This is a genomic window from Proteus sp. CD3, from assembly GCF_008808075.1.
GTDB classification, from domain to species: Bacteria; Pseudomonadota; Gammaproteobacteria; order Enterobacterales; family Enterobacteriaceae; genus Proteus; species Proteus appendicitidis.
Window position 1 is genome coordinate 785632 of the sequence record NZ_CP019686.1, and the last position, 16756, is coordinate 802387.

General features: G+C 42.5%; 8 protein-coding genes, 2 tRNA genes and 3 rRNA genes. 8 read left to right on the forward strand and 5 right to left on the reverse strand.

Annotated features, from left to right (window positions below; all coding sequences use genetic code 11):
• Window positions 1–122 precede the first annotated feature (122 nt).
• Together raiA and bamD are read right to left on the reverse strand one after the other, a co-directional pair.
• Complete coding sequence (gene raiA / locus BTA34_RS03480; RefSeq protein WP_151434516.1) at window positions 123–458, reverse strand: ribosome-associated translation inhibitor RaiA; 336 nt, start codon at window positions 456–458, stop codon at window positions 123–125.
• Window positions 459–729: 271 nt separating this feature from the next.
• Window positions 730–1464 (reverse strand): outer membrane protein assembly factor BamD, encoded by a 735-nt coding sequence (bamD, locus tag BTA34_RS03485; RefSeq protein WP_075672429.1) that lies wholly within the window; start codon window positions 1462–1464, stop codon window positions 730–732.
• Window positions 1465–1599: 135 nt separating this feature from the next.
• Between bamD and rluD the strand changes: the two genes are divergently transcribed.
• The 8 genes from rluD to rrf all read left to right on the forward strand — a co-directional run bounded on the left by rluD (window position 1600) and on the right by rrf (window position 11983).
• The gene (rluD, locus tag BTA34_RS03490) at window positions 1600–2577 is read left to right on the forward strand and encodes a 23S rRNA pseudouridine(1911/1915/1917) synthase RluD (RefSeq protein ID WP_109396304.1); all 978 of its coding nucleotides are present in this window, start codon (window positions 1600–1602) and stop codon (window positions 2575–2577) included.
• Window positions 2578–3309 (forward strand): purine nucleoside phosphorylase YfiH, encoded by a 732-nt coding sequence (gene yfiH, locus BTA34_RS03495; protein WP_151434517.1) that lies wholly within the window; start codon window positions 2578–2580, stop codon window positions 3307–3309.
• Between the two features lie 146 nt (window positions 3310–3455).
• Window positions 3456–6029: an ATP-dependent chaperone ClpB gene (gene clpB / locus BTA34_RS03500; RefSeq protein WP_151434518.1), complete on the forward strand. Its 2574-nt coding sequence runs from the start codon at window positions 3456–3458 to the stop codon at window positions 6027–6029.
• 578 nt (window positions 6030–6607) lie between these two features.
• Window positions 6608–8150 (forward strand): 16S ribosomal RNA (locus tag BTA34_RS03505).
• A gap of 71 nt (window positions 8151–8221) precedes the next feature.
• A tRNA-Ile gene (locus BTA34_RS03510) sits at window positions 8222–8298 on the forward strand.
• Between the two features lie 160 nt (window positions 8299–8458).
• Window positions 8459–8534, forward strand: a tRNA-Ala gene (locus BTA34_RS03515).
• Between the two features lie 316 nt (window positions 8535–8850).
• Window positions 8851–11753: ribosomal RNA gene (locus tag BTA34_RS03520) — 23S ribosomal RNA — on the forward strand.
• A gap of 114 nt (window positions 11754–11867) precedes the next feature.
• Window positions 11868–11983 (forward strand): 5S ribosomal RNA (gene rrf, locus BTA34_RS03525).
• Together the 16S, 23S and 5S rRNA genes with 2 tRNA genes alongside form the textbook arrangement of a ribosomal RNA operon.
• Window positions 11984–12072: 89 nt before the next feature.
• Here rrf and BTA34_RS03530 read toward each other — a convergent pair.
• From BTA34_RS03530 to BTA34_RS03540, 3 genes are all read right to left on the reverse strand, one after another.
• Window positions 12073–12420, reverse strand: coding sequence for a YfiM family lipoprotein (locus tag BTA34_RS03530; protein WP_151434519.1), 348 nt, complete (start codon window positions 12418–12420; stop codon window positions 12073–12075).
• A 128-nt stretch (window positions 12421–12548) separates the two neighbouring features.
• The gene (gene pssA / locus BTA34_RS03535) at window positions 12549–13907 is read right to left on the reverse strand and encodes a CDP-diacylglycerol--serine O-phosphatidyltransferase (RefSeq protein WP_151436723.1); all 1359 of its coding nucleotides are present in this window, start codon (window positions 13905–13907) and stop codon (window positions 12549–12551) included.
• Between the two features lie 178 nt (window positions 13908–14085).
• Entirely contained in the window at window positions 14086–16755 is a 2670-nt protein-coding gene (locus BTA34_RS03540; RefSeq protein WP_151434520.1) for a bifunctional acetate--CoA ligase family protein/GNAT family N-acetyltransferase, read from the reverse strand.
• Window position 16756 lies beyond the last annotated feature (1 nt).

Genomic DNA, 16756 nt, shown 5'->3' on the forward strand with positions numbered 1-16756 from the left:
TTGCTATCAAACATGATGATGTGAATGGAGTCAAGAAAAATACAATAAAAAGCGCATCACGAGGATGCGCAGAGGCGTTTTGAGTCAGTGATTTATTCTAATTTTTAATCTTGCTTTACTATTTACATTTCATCGACAAGTAAATTCTCTTCTTTCAGGCTGTTATCAGCCCGACGAGATTCGTTTTTATGCTGAACTTTGTTTAATTGGCGTTCAAGTTTTGCGAGTAGGTCATTAATTGCTACATACATATCGGTATGTTGCGCATTAGCGACCAATTGCCCATTTGGCGTATGAATGCTGGCATCAACACTAAAGCCTTTCGGATCTTTCGTAAGAATAATATGAGGATTGATTAAATTCACCTGCCATTTATTGAGTTTAGTTAGACGGCTTTCAATGTGTTCACGTAGTGCTGGGGTAATTTCCATTTGTTTGCTAGTAATATTTATAATCATATAGTTACCTCTTTATTACTCCGTCTTCGATAACTTCAGAATATCTTGATACACAATTTAAAACATGATCAAAATCACTTTTTGTTAGATGTATGTGTAACTAGTAATAGAAACGTGACAAATGATAAATAGCTGAAAAAGACCGCTTGTTAAGTTGCATTTATTCAGTCATATTAGGAAGGTTGGGCTGATGAAAAGTAAAGACAATTTAGCTAGAAAAGAATAAAAAAACAGCAGCGATAAGCTGCTGTTTTTGATGGTGATGTTTTCGTTAGGCTGGATTAGCTGCAATCAGAGAAGCTACTTTTTCTGCTTCTTGTGTCAGACCTAATTCTTTATAAGCGTTTTCCATATAAACAAGCGCGTCACGAGTAGCTTGTGTGTCAGGATAATCGCGCATCATTTGCTCTACTCTATTAATAACCGCGACATAAGCCCCTCGTTTAGTATAGAATTTCGCAACAGAAAGCTCATACTTCGCTAAACGGTTTTTAAGAAAGACTAGGCGTTTGGTTGCATCAGCGACATAAAGGCTGTCTGGATAGTAACGAACTAATTGACTAAAATCTTTAAATGCCACGATTGCATGTTGAGGATCACGGTCTGAACGATCAATACCAAAGAATCCTTGTAATGCACTATCATCTAATGCTTGAGCTGTTAAGCCACGCATATAAAGAACATAGTCGATATTAGGATGGGTTGGGTTTAATCGCATAAAACGGTCGATTGCAGAAATCGCCATTGGTAGTTCCGCTGATTTATAATAAGCATAAATCAGATCGAGTTGAACTTGTTGCGAGTAAGGGCCAAAAGGATAGCGATTATCGAGAGACTCTAATTGTTTGATAGCCGCTCCATAATTGCCATCTAGCAATTTTTCCTGACTGGTTGAGTAAAGCTCAGAAGGCGACATATCGGCAGTAGCGTCTTTGTCTGAACTCGAACAGCCAGCAAGTAACAGGCTTACAGTGGCCGCTGCCACCAGGTATTTAATGCGTCTCATCACGTATTGATTATCCTCTGAATAGGTTTGGGGAGTCTCTCCGTGAAGCTCCCCTGAAATCGGTTACACTATAACTCATTTTAAATGAAACGGCTGTGCCGTCAAAACACTAACTTAATTAATAGAAAATTATTTATGTCTCAACAAATACGACTTAATGCTACAGTCGCAGATTCACAGCTGGGTCAACGCTTAGATCAGGCTTTGGCCGAAATGTTCCCTGATTATTCAAGATCTCGTATAAAAGAGTGGATCTTAGACAATAGAGTGCAGGTTAACGATAAAATCATCAATAAGCCAAAAGAAAAAATGCTTGGCGGTGAAAAAATTGAAGTCGATGCCTTAATTGAAGAAGATGTGCGCTGGGAGCCTCAGAATATTCCGTTAAATATCGTCTATGAAGATGATGATATTTTAGTTATCAATAAGCCAAGAGATCTTGTTGTACATCCTGGTGCGGGTAATCCTGATGGCACCGTATTAAACGCATTACTTTATCGCTATCCAGAAATTGCTAATGTACCTCGTGCAGGTATTGTCCATCGATTGGATAAAGATACAACAGGTTTAATGGTTGTTGCAAAAACAGTTCCTGCTCAAACGCATTTAGTCGAAGCTTTACAACGTCGTGAAATCACGCGCGAGTATGAAGCGGTTGCCACAGGCAGAATGACTGCGGGAGGATTAGTGAATGAACCTATTTCTCGACATCCAACTAAACGTACACATATGGCTGTGCATCCAATGGGTAAACCAGCAGTAACACATTATCGTGTTATGGAGCATTTTCGTGCTCATACACGTTTGCGTTTACGTTTAGAAACTGGTCGTACTCACCAAATTCGTGTTCATATGGCTCATATTCACCATGCTTTAATTGGCGATCAGCTTTATGCAGGAAGACCTCGACCTTTAAAAGGGGCTTCAGATGAATTACGTGAAACGTTACGTTTATTTGATAGACAAGCGCTACACGCAACGATGCTACGTCTTTATCATCCAATAACAGGCATTGAAATGGAATGGCATGCACCATTACCTGATGATATGGTTAAGCTTATCGATGTGCTAAAAGCTGACGTTGAACAGTTTAAAGATGAAATGGATTGGTAAATGACTTCATTGATTTTTCCAGATTGGCCACAACCTGAAAATATTGGGTCTTGCAGTACCTTGAGAGAAGGGGGAATTAGTCTACCGCCTTATGACAGCTTCAATTTAGGTACTCATGTTGGTGATAAATTATCTGATGTCGAAGAAAATAGACGCAGACTTTGTCAGCAAGCTCTACTGCCCGAAATGCCACTATGGCTTGAACAAGTTCATGGCACTCATGTTGTTACGCTAAATACTGAGAAAAATAATGAAATACAAGGTGATGCCCTTTACACCTCTACCGTGAAAAAAGTTTGCGCAATTATGACGGCAGATTGCTTGCCTGTCCTTTTTACAACTGTTGATGGAACAGAAGTTGGCGCAGCGCATGGTGGATGGCGAGGGCTTTGCCATGGTGTATTACAAAATACACTTGCACAGTTTAAAGCACCTAAAGATCAAATTATGGCATGGTTAGGGCCTGCAATTGGTCCAACCGCTTTTGAGGTGGGTGCAGAAGTCCGTTTGGCGTTTATAGAAAAAAATATTGCCTTTGAATCTGCATTTATTCCCCATAATGGTAAATATTTAGCTAATATTTATATGTTAGCGAGAATAATCTTACAGGAAAGTGGAATAACTCAGATTTATGGTGGTGATTTTTGTACTGTAACTGATCCATCGCGCTTCTTTTCTTATAGACGAGAGTGTGTAACTGGGCGAATGGCATCATTAATCTGGATTAAATAAACTTCCTCTCAACGTTTTTCTCGCTTATCTCAAATATTGATGAATATTTTTGCTCAAAATTTTTTATTTTGAGCTTGAATATTGTCAAAATGACCTCATCTATTCTCCAGTTACGAATTTTGCTTTAAATTTTACTTGGAGGTGTTATGCGTCTGGATAAATTAACCAACAAATTCCAGCAAGCTCTCGCAGACGCCCAGTCATTGGCACTTGGGAACGATAATCAATTTATAGAACCCATACATTTGCTGAGTGCGTTATTTAATCAACAAGGTGGCTCAATTCGCCCTTTATTAACATCTGTAGGTGTTAATGCATCCCAATTTAATGAGCGAATTAGCGATGCTTTGTCTCGATTACCTAAAGTCGAAGGTGCTGGTGGAGAGGTTCATCCCTCAAATGATTTAATTAAGCACCTTAATTTGTGCGATAAATTAGCACAGAAAAAAGGTGACGAATTTATTTCGTCAGAGCTATTTCTTTTAGCTGCTATGGAAACAGGTGGTCAGGTTGCTGACATGCTAAAAGCAGCCGGAGCGAATAAAGCAAGTCTTGAGATAGCGATTGAAAAAATACGTGGTGGAGAAACAGTGAACGATCAAAATGCAGAAGACCAACGTCAGGCATTGAAAAAATATACTGTGGATTTAACGGAAAGAGCAGAACAAGGCAAACTCGATCCTGTTATTGGTCGTGATGAAGAAATAAGAAGAACCATTCAAGTTCTACAACGTCGTACTAAAAATAACCCGGTGCTGATTGGTGAGCCGGGTGTAGGTAAAACGGCTATTGTTGAAGGTTTGGCTCAACGTATTGTTAATGGTGAAGTCCCTGAAGGTTTAAAGAATAAGCGTGTGCTTTCTTTAGATATGGGCTCGTTATTAGCTGGTGCTAAATATCGTGGTGAATTTGAAGAACGTTTAAAAGCTGTTTTAAATGATTTATCTAAGCAGGAAGGTAGTGTCATTCTGTTTATTGATGAATTACATACGATGGTTGGCGCAGGTAAAGCTGACGGTGCTATGGATGCGGGAAATATGTTAAAGCCTGCATTAGCTCGTGGTGAATTACATTGTGTAGGTGCAACAACACTTGACGAATATCGTCAATATATTGAAAAAGATGCGGCATTAGAGCGTCGTTTCCAAAAAGTGTATGTAGCGGAGCCAACGGTTGAAGACACTATCGCTATTTTACGTGGTCTGAAAGAACGTTATGAGCTTCATCATCATGTTCAAATTACAGATCCAGCGATTGTTGCCGCAGCAACTTTATCTCATCGCTATATTTCTGACCGTATGTTGCCAGATAAAGCGATTGATTTAATTGATGAAGCGGGTGCAAGCCTACGTATGCAGATGGATTCAAAACCTGAAGCATTAGATAGACTTGATAGACGTATTATTCAGCTTAAACTTGAACAACAAGCACTGCAAAAAGAGTCTGATGATGCAAGTAAAAAACGTTTAGAGATGCTAAATGAAGAACTTGCTGAAAAAGAAAAAGAGTATTCTGCTTTAGAAGAAGAGTGGAAAGCAGAAAAAGCAGAGCTTACTGGCACTCAACATATTAAATCTGAATTAGAGCAGGCTCGTATCGCATTAGAGCAAGCTCGCCGTAGTGGTGATTTGGCGAAAATGTCAGAGATCCAATATGGACAAATACCGACGTTAGAAAAACAGCTTGCTGAAGCTAATAAAGCTGAAGATAAGCATATGAAGCTGTTACGTAATAAAGTCACTGATGCTGAAATTGCTGAAATCTTAGCGCGTTGGACAGGTATTCCTGTATCTAGAATGCTAGAAGGGGAACGTGAAAAACTGCTAAGAATGGAACAAGAGCTACATAGACGTGTTATTGGTCAGGCTGAGGCTGTGAGTGCAGTATCTAATGCTATCCGTCGTAGCCGTGCTGGATTATCTGATCCTAATCGCCCAATTGGTTCGTTCTTATTCTTAGGACCTACAGGGGTGGGTAAGACTGAGTTGTGTAAAGCATTAGCAAACTTCTTGTTTGATAGTGATGATGCAATGGTTCGTATCGATATGTCCGAGTTTATGGAAAAACACTCCGTTTCTCGTTTAGTGGGTGCACCTCCAGGATATGTTGGTTACGAAGAAGGTGGATATTTAACAGAAGCAGTTCGCCGTCGTCCTTATTCAGTCATTTTATTAGATGAAGTTGAAAAAGCGCACCCAGACGTATTCAATATCTTATTACAAGTATTGGATGATGGTCGTTTAACGGATGGGCAAGGTAGAACTGTCGATTTTCGTAATACTGTTGTGATTATGACGTCGAACTTAGGGTCTGATTTAATTCAAGAACGTTTCGGGACAATTGATTATCCTGAAATGAAAAATATTGTGATGGATGTTGTTGGCCATCATTTCAGACCAGAGTTTATCAACCGTATTGATGAAGTTGTGGTATTCCACCCATTAGGTAAAGAAAACATTGCAGCGATTGCACAAATTCAATTGCGTCGTTTATACCAGCGTTTAGAAGAGCGTGGTTATCACGTTACTATCACTGGAGCTGCATTAGAGAAATTGAGTGAAGACGGATTCGACCCAGTTTATGGCGCTCGTCCATTAAAACGGGCTATTCAGCAAGAGGTTGAAAATCCATTAGCTCAAGACATCTTGTCTGGCAAATTATTACCGGGCAAAGAGATTATCTTAGATTTAGATGACAATAAGATAATTGCAAAACAGTAATAGAGCATCGTCTCTATTTATTATAATAAAGAAGAGATGTTGTGAAACTGAAAAAGAGGCTTATATAAGCCTCTTTTTTTATGGTTTGTGTTTTAGTTGGGCTGAATTAAGAGGAACAACAAATAACGTTTTTTATATTTGAAACTTTTTTATACAGAAATGGTCTATTATTTACACCGAAAAAGCTAGTTTGATTATTAAATGCGCTGTTGGAAGTTTTTTTTAAAATAATACTTGTCACATTCAGAAAACTCCCTATAATGCGCCCTCGTTGTCACGGCAAACCACGCTAAGTGAGTTAGCCGAGAGAACGAAGAGAAAAGAAAAAAAGTTTGAAAAAACTCTTGACTCTTCAGAGGAATAACGTAATATACGCCTCCTCGCAACAACGCAGAAGACCGGAAACGGCAGCGAAAGTTGCACTGCTCTTTAACAAATTATCAGACAATCTGTGTGGGCACTCGCAGAGACGATATCTTCTAAAATATTAGATGTATCAAGTCTTGAAGAGTGAACAACAAAAGTAAATTCATTTATGAATAGCTAAGTTTTCGATTTCTTTGAGCATCAAACACTTTTAATTGAAGAGTTTGATCATGGCTCAGATTGAACGCTGGCGGCAGGCCTAACACATGCAAGTCGAGCGGTAACAGGAGAAAGCTTGCTTTCTTGCTGACGAGCGGCGGACGGGTGAGTAATGTATGGGGATCTGCCCGATAGAGGGGGATAACTACTGGAAACGGTAGCTAATACCGCATGACGTCTACGGACCAAAGCAGGGGCTCTTCGGACCTTGCGCTATCGGATGAACCCATATGGGATTAGCTAGTAGGTGAGGTAATGGCTCACCTAGGCGACGATCTCTAGCTGGTCTGAGAGGATGATCAGCCACACTGGGACTGAGACACGGCCCAGACTCCTACGGGAGGCAGCAGTGGGGAATATTGCACAATGGGCGCAAGCCTGATGCAGCCATGCCGCGTGTATGAAGAAGGCCTTAGGGTTGTAAAGTACTTTCAGCGGGGAGGAAGGTGATAAAGTTAATACCTTTATCAATTGACGTTACCCGCAGAAGAAGCACCGGCTAACTCCGTGCCAGCAGCCGCGGTAATACGGAGGGTGCAAGCGTTAATCGGAATTACTGGGCGTAAAGCGCACGCAGGCGGTCAATTAAGTCAGATGTGAAAGCCCCGAGCTTAACTTGGGAATTGCATCTGAAACTGGTTGGCTAGAGTCTTGTAGAGGGGGGTAGAATTCCACGTGTAGCGGTGAAATGCGTAGAGATGTGGAGGAATACCGGTGGCGAAGGCGGCCCCCTGGACAAAGACTGACGCTCAGGTGCGAAAGCGTGGGGAGCAAACAGGATTAGATACCCTGGTAGTCCACGCTGTAAACGATGTCGATTTAGAGGTTGTGGTCTTGAACCGTGGCTTCTGGAGCTAACGCGTTAAATCGACCGCCTGGGGAGTACGGCCGCAAGGTTAAAACTCAAATGAATTGACGGGGGCCCGCACAAGCGGTGGAGCATGTGGTTTAATTCGATGCAACGCGAAGAACCTTACCTACTCTTGACATCCAGAGAATCCTTTAGAGATAGAGGAGTGCCTTCGGGAACTCTGAGACAGGTGCTGCATGGCTGTCGTCAGCTCGTGTTGTGAAATGTTGGGTTAAGTCCCGCAACGAGCGCAACCCTTATCCTTTGTTGCCAGCGCGTGATGGCGGGAACTCAAAGGAGACTGCCGGTGATAAACCGGAGGAAGGTGGGGATGACGTCAAGTCATCATGGCCCTTACGAGTAGGGCTACACACGTGCTACAATGGCAGATACAAAGAGAAGCGACCTCGCGAGAGCAAGCGGAACTCATAAAGTCTGTCGTAGTCCGGATTGGAGTCTGCAACTCGACTCCATGAAGTCGGAATCGCTAGTAATCGTAGATCAGAATGCTACGGTGAATACGTTCCCGGGCCTTGTACACACCGCCCGTCACACCATGGGAGTGGGTTGCAAAAGAAGTAGGTAGCTTAACCTTCGGGAGGGCGCTTACCACTTTGTGATTCATGACTGGGGTGAAGTCGTAACAAGGTAACCGTAGGGGAACCTGCGGTTGGATCACCTCCTTACCTAAGAGATACGTGTTATGTGAAGTGCTCACACAGATTGTCTGATGAAGAACGAGCAGAAATACCGGTATAGGCTTGTAGCTCAGGTGGTTAGAGCGCACCCCTGATAAGGGTGAGGTCGGTGGTTCAAGTCCACTCAGGCCTACCAAATCGTATTAATACTGCGTTATGAAGCAACTCGTTTACTTAAAGTAAACTTCGTTACTCCACGCCTTGTCTCACTACGATTAGCTCCCTTCTTAATTAAAGGAAATTTTCCGATAAGAGAGAATGCTGAGTAACAAAAAACGGTATTAAGAATGCATTATGGGGCTATAGCTCAGCTGGGAGAGCGCCTGCCTTGCACGCAGGAGGTCAGCGGTTCGATCCCGCTTAGCTCCACCATAATCTCTTGAATAAAAAATAATAATTCAGAGTATATTAGCAATAGTATACTGCGAATTATTTTGCTCTTTAACAATCTGGAACAAGCTGAAAAATTGAAAACAAATCAATATATCACCGAGGTATATTGATGAGTCTCTCAAAATCTCAAATCTGAATGTAATCTTCAGAAGAAGGATATGCGAGCCAAATGATTTCAAGGCGGACAGCGCACAGCAAGCGCAGCATACATTAGTATGTGAGCATTGCGAGCACTGCCCAACACAGAAATCATGAAGCGTAGCAATCCGTTTTAGAAGACACTTTCGGGTTGTGAGGTTAAGCGAATAAGCGTACACGGTGGATGCCTAGGCAATCAGAGGCGATGAAGGACGTGCTAATCTGCGATAAGCGTCGGTAAGGTGATATGAACCGTTATACCCGACGATTTCCGAATGGGGAAACCCAATATCCAATGGATATTATCATTAACTGAATACATAGGTTAATGAAGCGAACCGGGAGAACTGAAACATCTCAGTACCCCGAGGAAAAGAAATCAACCGAGATTCCCCTAGTAGCGGCGAGCGAACGGGGAACAGCCCAGAGTCTTAATCAACAGCAGCATCAGGAGAACGGTCTGGAAAGTCCGGCAGTAAAGGGTGATAGCCCCGTATCTGAAGATGCTGTTATTGTGAACTCGACGAGTAGGGCGGGACACGTGTTATCCTGTCTGAATATGGGGGGACCATCCTCCAAGGCTAAATACTCCTGATTGACCGATAGTGAACCAGTACCGTGAGGGAAAGGCGAAAAGAACCCCGGCGAGGGGAGTGAAAAAGAACCTGAAACCGTGTACGTACAAGCAGTAGGAGCCTCTTCGTGAGGTGACTGCGTACCTTTTGTATAATGGGTCAGCGACTTATATTCTGTAGCAAGGTTAACCGTATAGGGGAGCCGTAGGGAAACCGAGTCTTAACTGGGCGAATGAGTTGCAGGGTATAGACCCGAAACCCGGTGATCTATCCATGGGCAGGTTGAAGGTTGGGTAACACTAACTGGAGGACCGAACCGACTAATGTTGAAAAATTAGCGGATGACTTGTGGATGGGGGTGAAAGGCCAATCAAACCGGGAGATAGCTGGTTCTCCCCGAAAGCTATTTAGGTAGCGCCTCGTGAACTCATCTTCGGGGGTAGAGCACTGTTTCGACTAGGGGGTCATCCCGACTTACCAACTCGATGCAAACTGCGAATACCGAAGAATGTTATCACGGGAGACACACGGCGGGTGCTAACGTCCGTCGTGAAGAGGGAAACAACCCAGACCGCCAGCTAAGGTCCCAAAGTCATGGTTAAGTGGGAAACGAAGTGGGAAGGCTCAGACAGCCAGGATGTTGGCTTAGAAGCAGCCATCATTTAAAGAAAGCGTAATAGCTCACTGGTCGAGTCGGCCCGCGCGGAAGATGTAACGGGGCTAAACCATGCACCGAAGCTGCGGCAGCGACACTATGTGTTGTTGGGTAGGGGAGCGTTCTGTAAGCCTGCGAAGGTGTACTGTGAGGTATGCTGGAGGTATCAGAAGTGCGAATGCTGACATAAGTAACGATAATGCGGGTGAAAAACCCGCACGCCGGAAGACCAAGGGTTCCTGTCCAACGTTAATCGGGGCAGGGTGAGTCGACCCCTAAGGCGAGGCTGAAAAGCGTAGTCGATGGGAAACGGGTTAATATTCCCGTACTGGTGGTAACTGCGATGGGGGAACGGAGAAGGCTAGGTTGTCCGGGCGACGGTCGTCCCGGTTCAAGCATGTAGGCAGAGTGATTAGGCAAATCCGGTCACTTAATGCTGAGGTGTGATGACGAGCCACTAAGGTGGTGAAGCAATTGATGCCCTGCTTCCAGGAAAAGCCTCTAAGCTTCAGGTTACCAACAATCGTACCCCAAACCGACACAGGTGGTCAGGTAGAGAATACTCAGGCGCTTGAGAGAACTCGGGTGAAGGAACTAGGCAAAATGGTGCCGTAACTTCGGGAGAAGGCACGCTGGCGGTAAGTGAAGTCCCTCGCGGACAGAGCCGAAGCCAGTCGAAGATACCAGCTGGCTGCAACTGTTTATTAAAAACACAGCACTGTGCAAACACGAAAGTGGACGTATACGGTGTGACGCCTGCCCGGTGCTGGAAGGTTAATTGATGGGGTTATCCTTAGGGAGAAGCTCTTGATCGAAGCCCCAGTAAACGGCGGCCGTAACTATAACGGTCCTAAGGTAGCGAAATTCCTTGTCGGGTAAGTTCCGACCTGCACGAATGGCGTAATGATGGCCAGGCTGTCTCCACCCGAGACTCAGTGAAATTGAACTCGCTGTGAAGATGCAGTGTACCCGCGGCAAGACGGAAAGACCCCGTGAACCTTTACTATAGCTTGACACTGAACATTGAGCCTTGATGTGTAGGATAGGTGGGAGACTTTGAAGTGTGGACGCCAGTCTGCATGGAGTCAACCTTGAAATACCACCCTTTAACGTTTGATGTTCTAACCTAGGTCCATAATCTGGATCGGGGACCGTGTCTGGTGGGTAGTTTGACTGGGGCGGTCTCCTCCTAAAGAGTAACGGAGGAGCACGAAGGTTGGCTAAGCATGGTCGGACATCATGCGGTTAGTGCAAAGGCATAAGCCAGCTTGACTGTGAGAGTGACGGCTCGAGCAGGTACGAAAGTAGGTCTTAGTGATCCGGTGGTTCTGAATGGAAGGGCCATCGCTCAACGGATAAAAGGTACTCCGGGGATAACAGGCTGATACCGCCCAAGAGTTCATATCGACGGCGGTGTTTGGCACCTCGATGTCGGCTCATCACATCCTGGGGCTGAAGTAGGTCCCAAGGGTATGGCTGTTCGCCATTTAAAGTGGTACGCGAGCTGGGTTTAGAACGTCGTGAGACAGTTCGGTCCCTATCTGCCGTGGGCGTTGGAAGATTGAGAGGGGTTGCTCCTAGTACGAGAGGACCGGAGTGAACGCACCACTGGTGTTCGGGTTGTCATGCCAATGGCATTGCCCGGTAGCTAAGTGCGGAAGAGATAACCGCTGAAAGCATCTAAGCGGGAAACTTGCCTCGAGATGAGTCTTCCCTGTCACCTAGAGTGACCTAAAGGAACGTTTAAGACTAAGACGTTGATAGGCTGGGTGTGTAAGCGTAGCGATACGTTGAGCTAACCAGTACTAATGAACCGTGAGGCTTAACCTGACAACACCGAAGGTGTTTTGTCTGAGAGACGAAGAGTAGATGAAGTAGGCTTGTTTAAGATTGAAATTGCTGGTTACGACTGAAAGGAAGTAACGGGTAATAAAACCGAATTTGCTTGGCGGCCATAGCGCAGCGGACCCACCTGAATCCATGCCGAACTCAGAAGTGAAACGTTGTAGCGCCGATGGTAGTGTGGGGTCTCCCCATGTGAGAGTAGGGAACTGCCAGGCATTAAATAAGACGAGAAAGCCAACCCAATGGGTTGGCTTTTTTGCGTTTGGGGTTTTATGTTTCTATTTTATTTTTGAGGAATAAAACATTATTTTAATTGCTGATAAAGCAACGAACCCGCTGCCGCCCCTGCAACATCGTAAGCAAAATCATGCCAACTCCAACCTGTTCCTTCGGGTCTACTATCGTAAAGCTCTTTTGCTGCACCTAAACTAATCGAAAATGATAGCCCAATTAACAAACCTTCTCTATGACCATAATTTTGATGATCTGCATAAGCGTTTGCCCCCGCAGATGCTGCCATAGAAAATAAAAAGTGTTGAGCTTTATCTTTGCCTTGCCAATTATCATTAGCAAAATGAAAAGATTGGCACCCTGTTAAAGTCATTATTGAGAATACAATAATTGGAAAGCCACCTATAAGCTTGAGTTTCATAAAAATAAAAGCCTTCTCACTGAAAGTTAATATTCTTAAATAAGATATATAGAGTATAGAAGAGGATTGTTGATACAAAAAAGCCTTACTGATATTAAGTAAGGCTTTAATACGGAAAGCGCTAGCGTTTAAAGTATACGACTAATTAATCTATCAACACGAATACGTCGTAATCGTTTGATCAATTTTTTCACTTTCAGAGGATAAAGCTTAATACTTTCTAGATCTTGGTAATGTTTTACGACAATAGTATGTTGGCGAATATACGCTAACTCATTGTGTCGTTGCTCATGTAATTCATGTTTAGGATCATGAATTAATATGGCATTTTCTAAATCTAATCCCCATGCACGCGGATTAAGATTATTACCAGTAATTAATTGCCAGCTATCATCAACCCAAATGCCTTTTAGGTGATAGGTATTATCACTGTCTTTCCAAAGTCTTATTGTTAATTGCTCATTATCAATAAAGCGTTGAAAACGTTGGGTAAATTTACGCAAATTTATTTCATAAAGATAAGGTAACGCACCAATTATTTTAAATGGCTCTTCCGGTGGAATATAAAAGTCATTTGCTGTTTTATCACCAATAATAATTTCGACTTGTTTGCCATTTCTTAATAAATGACTGATTTGACGAACAAGGATCGCTGGTAAATTAAAATAAGGTGTACAAATAACAAGCTTTTCTTCAGTAGAAGCCATAAGGTGAGAAATTGTCTTATTTAAAAGATTTTTCTTACCTAAACCCATTAAAGGTGTTACTGCCAGCTCGTTGTTAGAAGCATTGGCTTTAATATCATAGCCATCACGAGTGCGTAAATTGAAACGAAATTGACGAATACAGTTTTTAATTTCGGCACAACGAACTCTATCTTTGATATCCAATCGTTGAATTGCTTCTGATTGTAAAAGATCAGTCACAATAAATTGCTTCATTGTGGAGGCTAATTCGCTATTTTGGATAATGTGATATCTGTCATAACGATATTTATCCAGCTTGTGCAAGTAAACATTATTAATACTTGCGCCACTATAGATAACCGTATCATCAAAGATAAAGCCTTTAAGGTGTAATACACCTAATGCTTCACGAGTGTTTACGGGAATGCCGTAAATAGGGATCTCGATATCAGGGTGTTGTTGTGCAACATGGTAGTACCAATCTGCATTCGTTGCATCAGTAGAGACACCAATACGCCCACGTTGAGCACGGTGCCAGTCAACAATAACGGTAATGGATAATTCAGGACGTTGTTGTTTTGCGCTGTAAAGCGCATCAAGGATCTCTTCACCAGCCTCATCGTGCTCTAGGTAAAGAGCTGTAATAAAGATCTCTTTTTTGGCTTGAGCAATGTATTTCAATAAGGTGCTGCGAAACGCGGACGTCTGATAAAGCGTTTCAACATCAGCAACTGACTGAGCTAATTTAGGCAGTTGTGCAAGGTGTTGTTGATGCTTAGCAAGTTTTAGTTTAGACAACATCACAGTGCTTAATTCTCTTGTTTATGATGGCAGATGGAGCCATCGTCCATGTAGATTTTCTTTAACCGATCTTCTGATCATAACATTAGTTATATGGGATGTACGCATAAAATCATCATATATAGCTAATTTATCAAAGGATGCGTGAACAATCACATAAAGAAACTTTCTCTTATGATTATAGCATTGGGCTATCTTTTGATGATCCAAGCTGTAAATCAAGATTGACTATTCCTTCATCAAATTGCACTTCAACAGAAAATCCCAGTTTTTTCGCTAAACTTATCATGTTGCGATTTTCAGGCATTGTTATCGCGGTTAAACGTTTGATGCCATGCTCTCTAGTATAGTTGATAAGTTTAGTCATAAGTTGATGACCTAAAGTATTTCCTTTTAAATCAGAGCGCACAAGAATAGCAAATTCTGCATGCTGATTATCAGGATCTGCCATTGCACGGGCAACACCAATGATTTCAGGTCGTTCTTCGGGATCACGGATGGCAACAAAAGCCATTTCTCGATCGTAGTCAATTTGTGTCATATTAGCGAGATCGTCATGCGTAAACTCACTGATCTCACTAAAATAGCGATAATAAAGATCTTCTTTTGTGACTTGGTTTATAAACGTTTTCAGTAGTGGCTCATCTTCCGGCAATATCGGCCGGATAAAGCAAGGATTGTTATCTCTTAGAAAGAAGGTTTCTTCTAGCTCATTGGGATAAGGACGAATAGAGAGTCTCTGATGAGGATCACCTTGTAGTGGCGCTAACTCCATTGCGACATCAAGTAATGTAAAATCGTTACCAGAAACTAATAGAGGGTGAATATCTAATCTGACGATTTGTGGGCAATCTAAAAGTAAGTGAGAAACCTGCACTAAAAAATGGCTTAGACTTAATATATTTAGAGGCTGCAAAGCGCTTCTAGGCTGTATCTTCCCGCTTTTTATGGCATTAATAACTAGATAACGGGCAAGCGCCATGTTAAGAGGTGGTAAAGCAACTGCCGCTTTAGTTTCTATTTGCCACTCAACTCCTCCTTCACCTAATACAATTAATGGGCCAAAAATAGGATCTTGCTCTATTGCGACGCGTAGCTCTTGAGAGCCAGCTCTATTTGCCATACTTTGCACTAATAAACCCTGAATTTGTGCTTGAGGGTAGAGTTTTGTAACGCGCTCTATAATCGCATGGGCCGCTGATGATACTTCTGTGCTGTCTCGCAGATAAAGCATAACGCCTTGTACTTCGGACTTATGAGGAATATCAGGAGAACGCAATTTTAGTGCAACAGGATAACCAATCTTTTCAGCAATATTGACAGCTTCTTGAGCATTATGGGCAATCCAAGTAGGAAGAGTATTAAAGCCATATGCTTCCATAATTGGTTGAACTTGGTGTGTGTCTAATCGATATTGCTTATTTTTTAATGCCTCTTCAATACAATGATGTGCTTGTTGCGTATTCATTTTGATATCTAAAGGCAATGCTGGCGTTTCTTTTAATTGTTTCTGATTTCGACGATATTCCACCATATGCATAAATGCGGTAACAGCACCTTCAGGTGTTCGATAGGTTGGAATTCCGGCTTCGCTAAATAATTTGCGTGATTGCTGAGAAGAATACTCTCCGCCCCAGTTAGTAAATACGGTAAGCCATTTACGTCGAGGGTGTTTATTGATGGCTTCTATGACTCGTTGTGCAGTTTCAATGCTAGGAGCAATAGCACTCGGTGTGTGAATAAGGAGTAAAGCATCGTGATCATGGCTATCTAACAAACAATTTAATGCCAAAATATAACGATCAACCGTTGTATCATCACCTAAATTTAGCGGATTACGAATGGCATTTTCTTCTTGAATAACACTTTGTAGCTTTTGTTTTGTTTCATCTGTAAGTTGTGCGAGCTTGCCTGAATGCAAAAATAGCTCATCAACTGCCATCGCAGCAGGTGCAGAGCCATTGCTCATAATCATTAATCTTTCACCTTTTAAAGGCGTCATATAGCTAAGTGTTTCAACCGCAGAAAACATTTCATGAGTATCTTGTACTCGCAATAAACCCGCACGTTGAAAAGCGGCATCATAAGCCACGTCATAACTCGGTGTATCGCCCAATAACAGTTGAGCTTTTTGAGTACGACCACTTTTTATCACCAGAATCGGTTTGTTGCGCGAAGCACTACGAGATGCTGACATAAAACGTCGTGCGTCTTTTATATGTTCAAGATGCAATAAAATAGCACTAGTTTTGCTGTCTCTTGCTAAAAAATCCAATAAATCATCGACTTGGATATCTTGATTATCACCTAACGCAATAAAGTAGGAAAAACCGATATTACGATAATAAGCCCAATCTAAAATTGTGTTGGCGACAGCTGCTGATTGCGAAATAAAAGCTAATTTTCCTTTTTTAACTGGAAGAGGGGAAAAGCTAGCATTTAATCCTTGCCACGGTGCTAAAAGCCCTAAACTATTGGGGCCAAGTAAACGGATATGATATTGCTGACAAAGTAATTTTATTGGCTGGAATTGTTCCGGTTGTGCAGAAAGTACAATCACGGCTTTGCAACCTGATCCACCTAATTGTTTTAGTAGCTCAAGGTTGCGGCGATGATGTGTACAAATAATTGCGAGATCAGGAACTTGAGGTAATTTATCAATAGAAGGATAAGTGAAAACACCAGAGACAGAGCCACGAGAGGGATTAATCGGAAACACTGGGCCATTAAATCCACCACTGAGCAAATTTTTCATCATGGTGGTTCCTGCTCGACCTAATTTTTCAGAGGCACCGATCACAGCAATCGATTTAGGGCGTAATAGTGCTTCAAGACCTCGTTGGCTCATA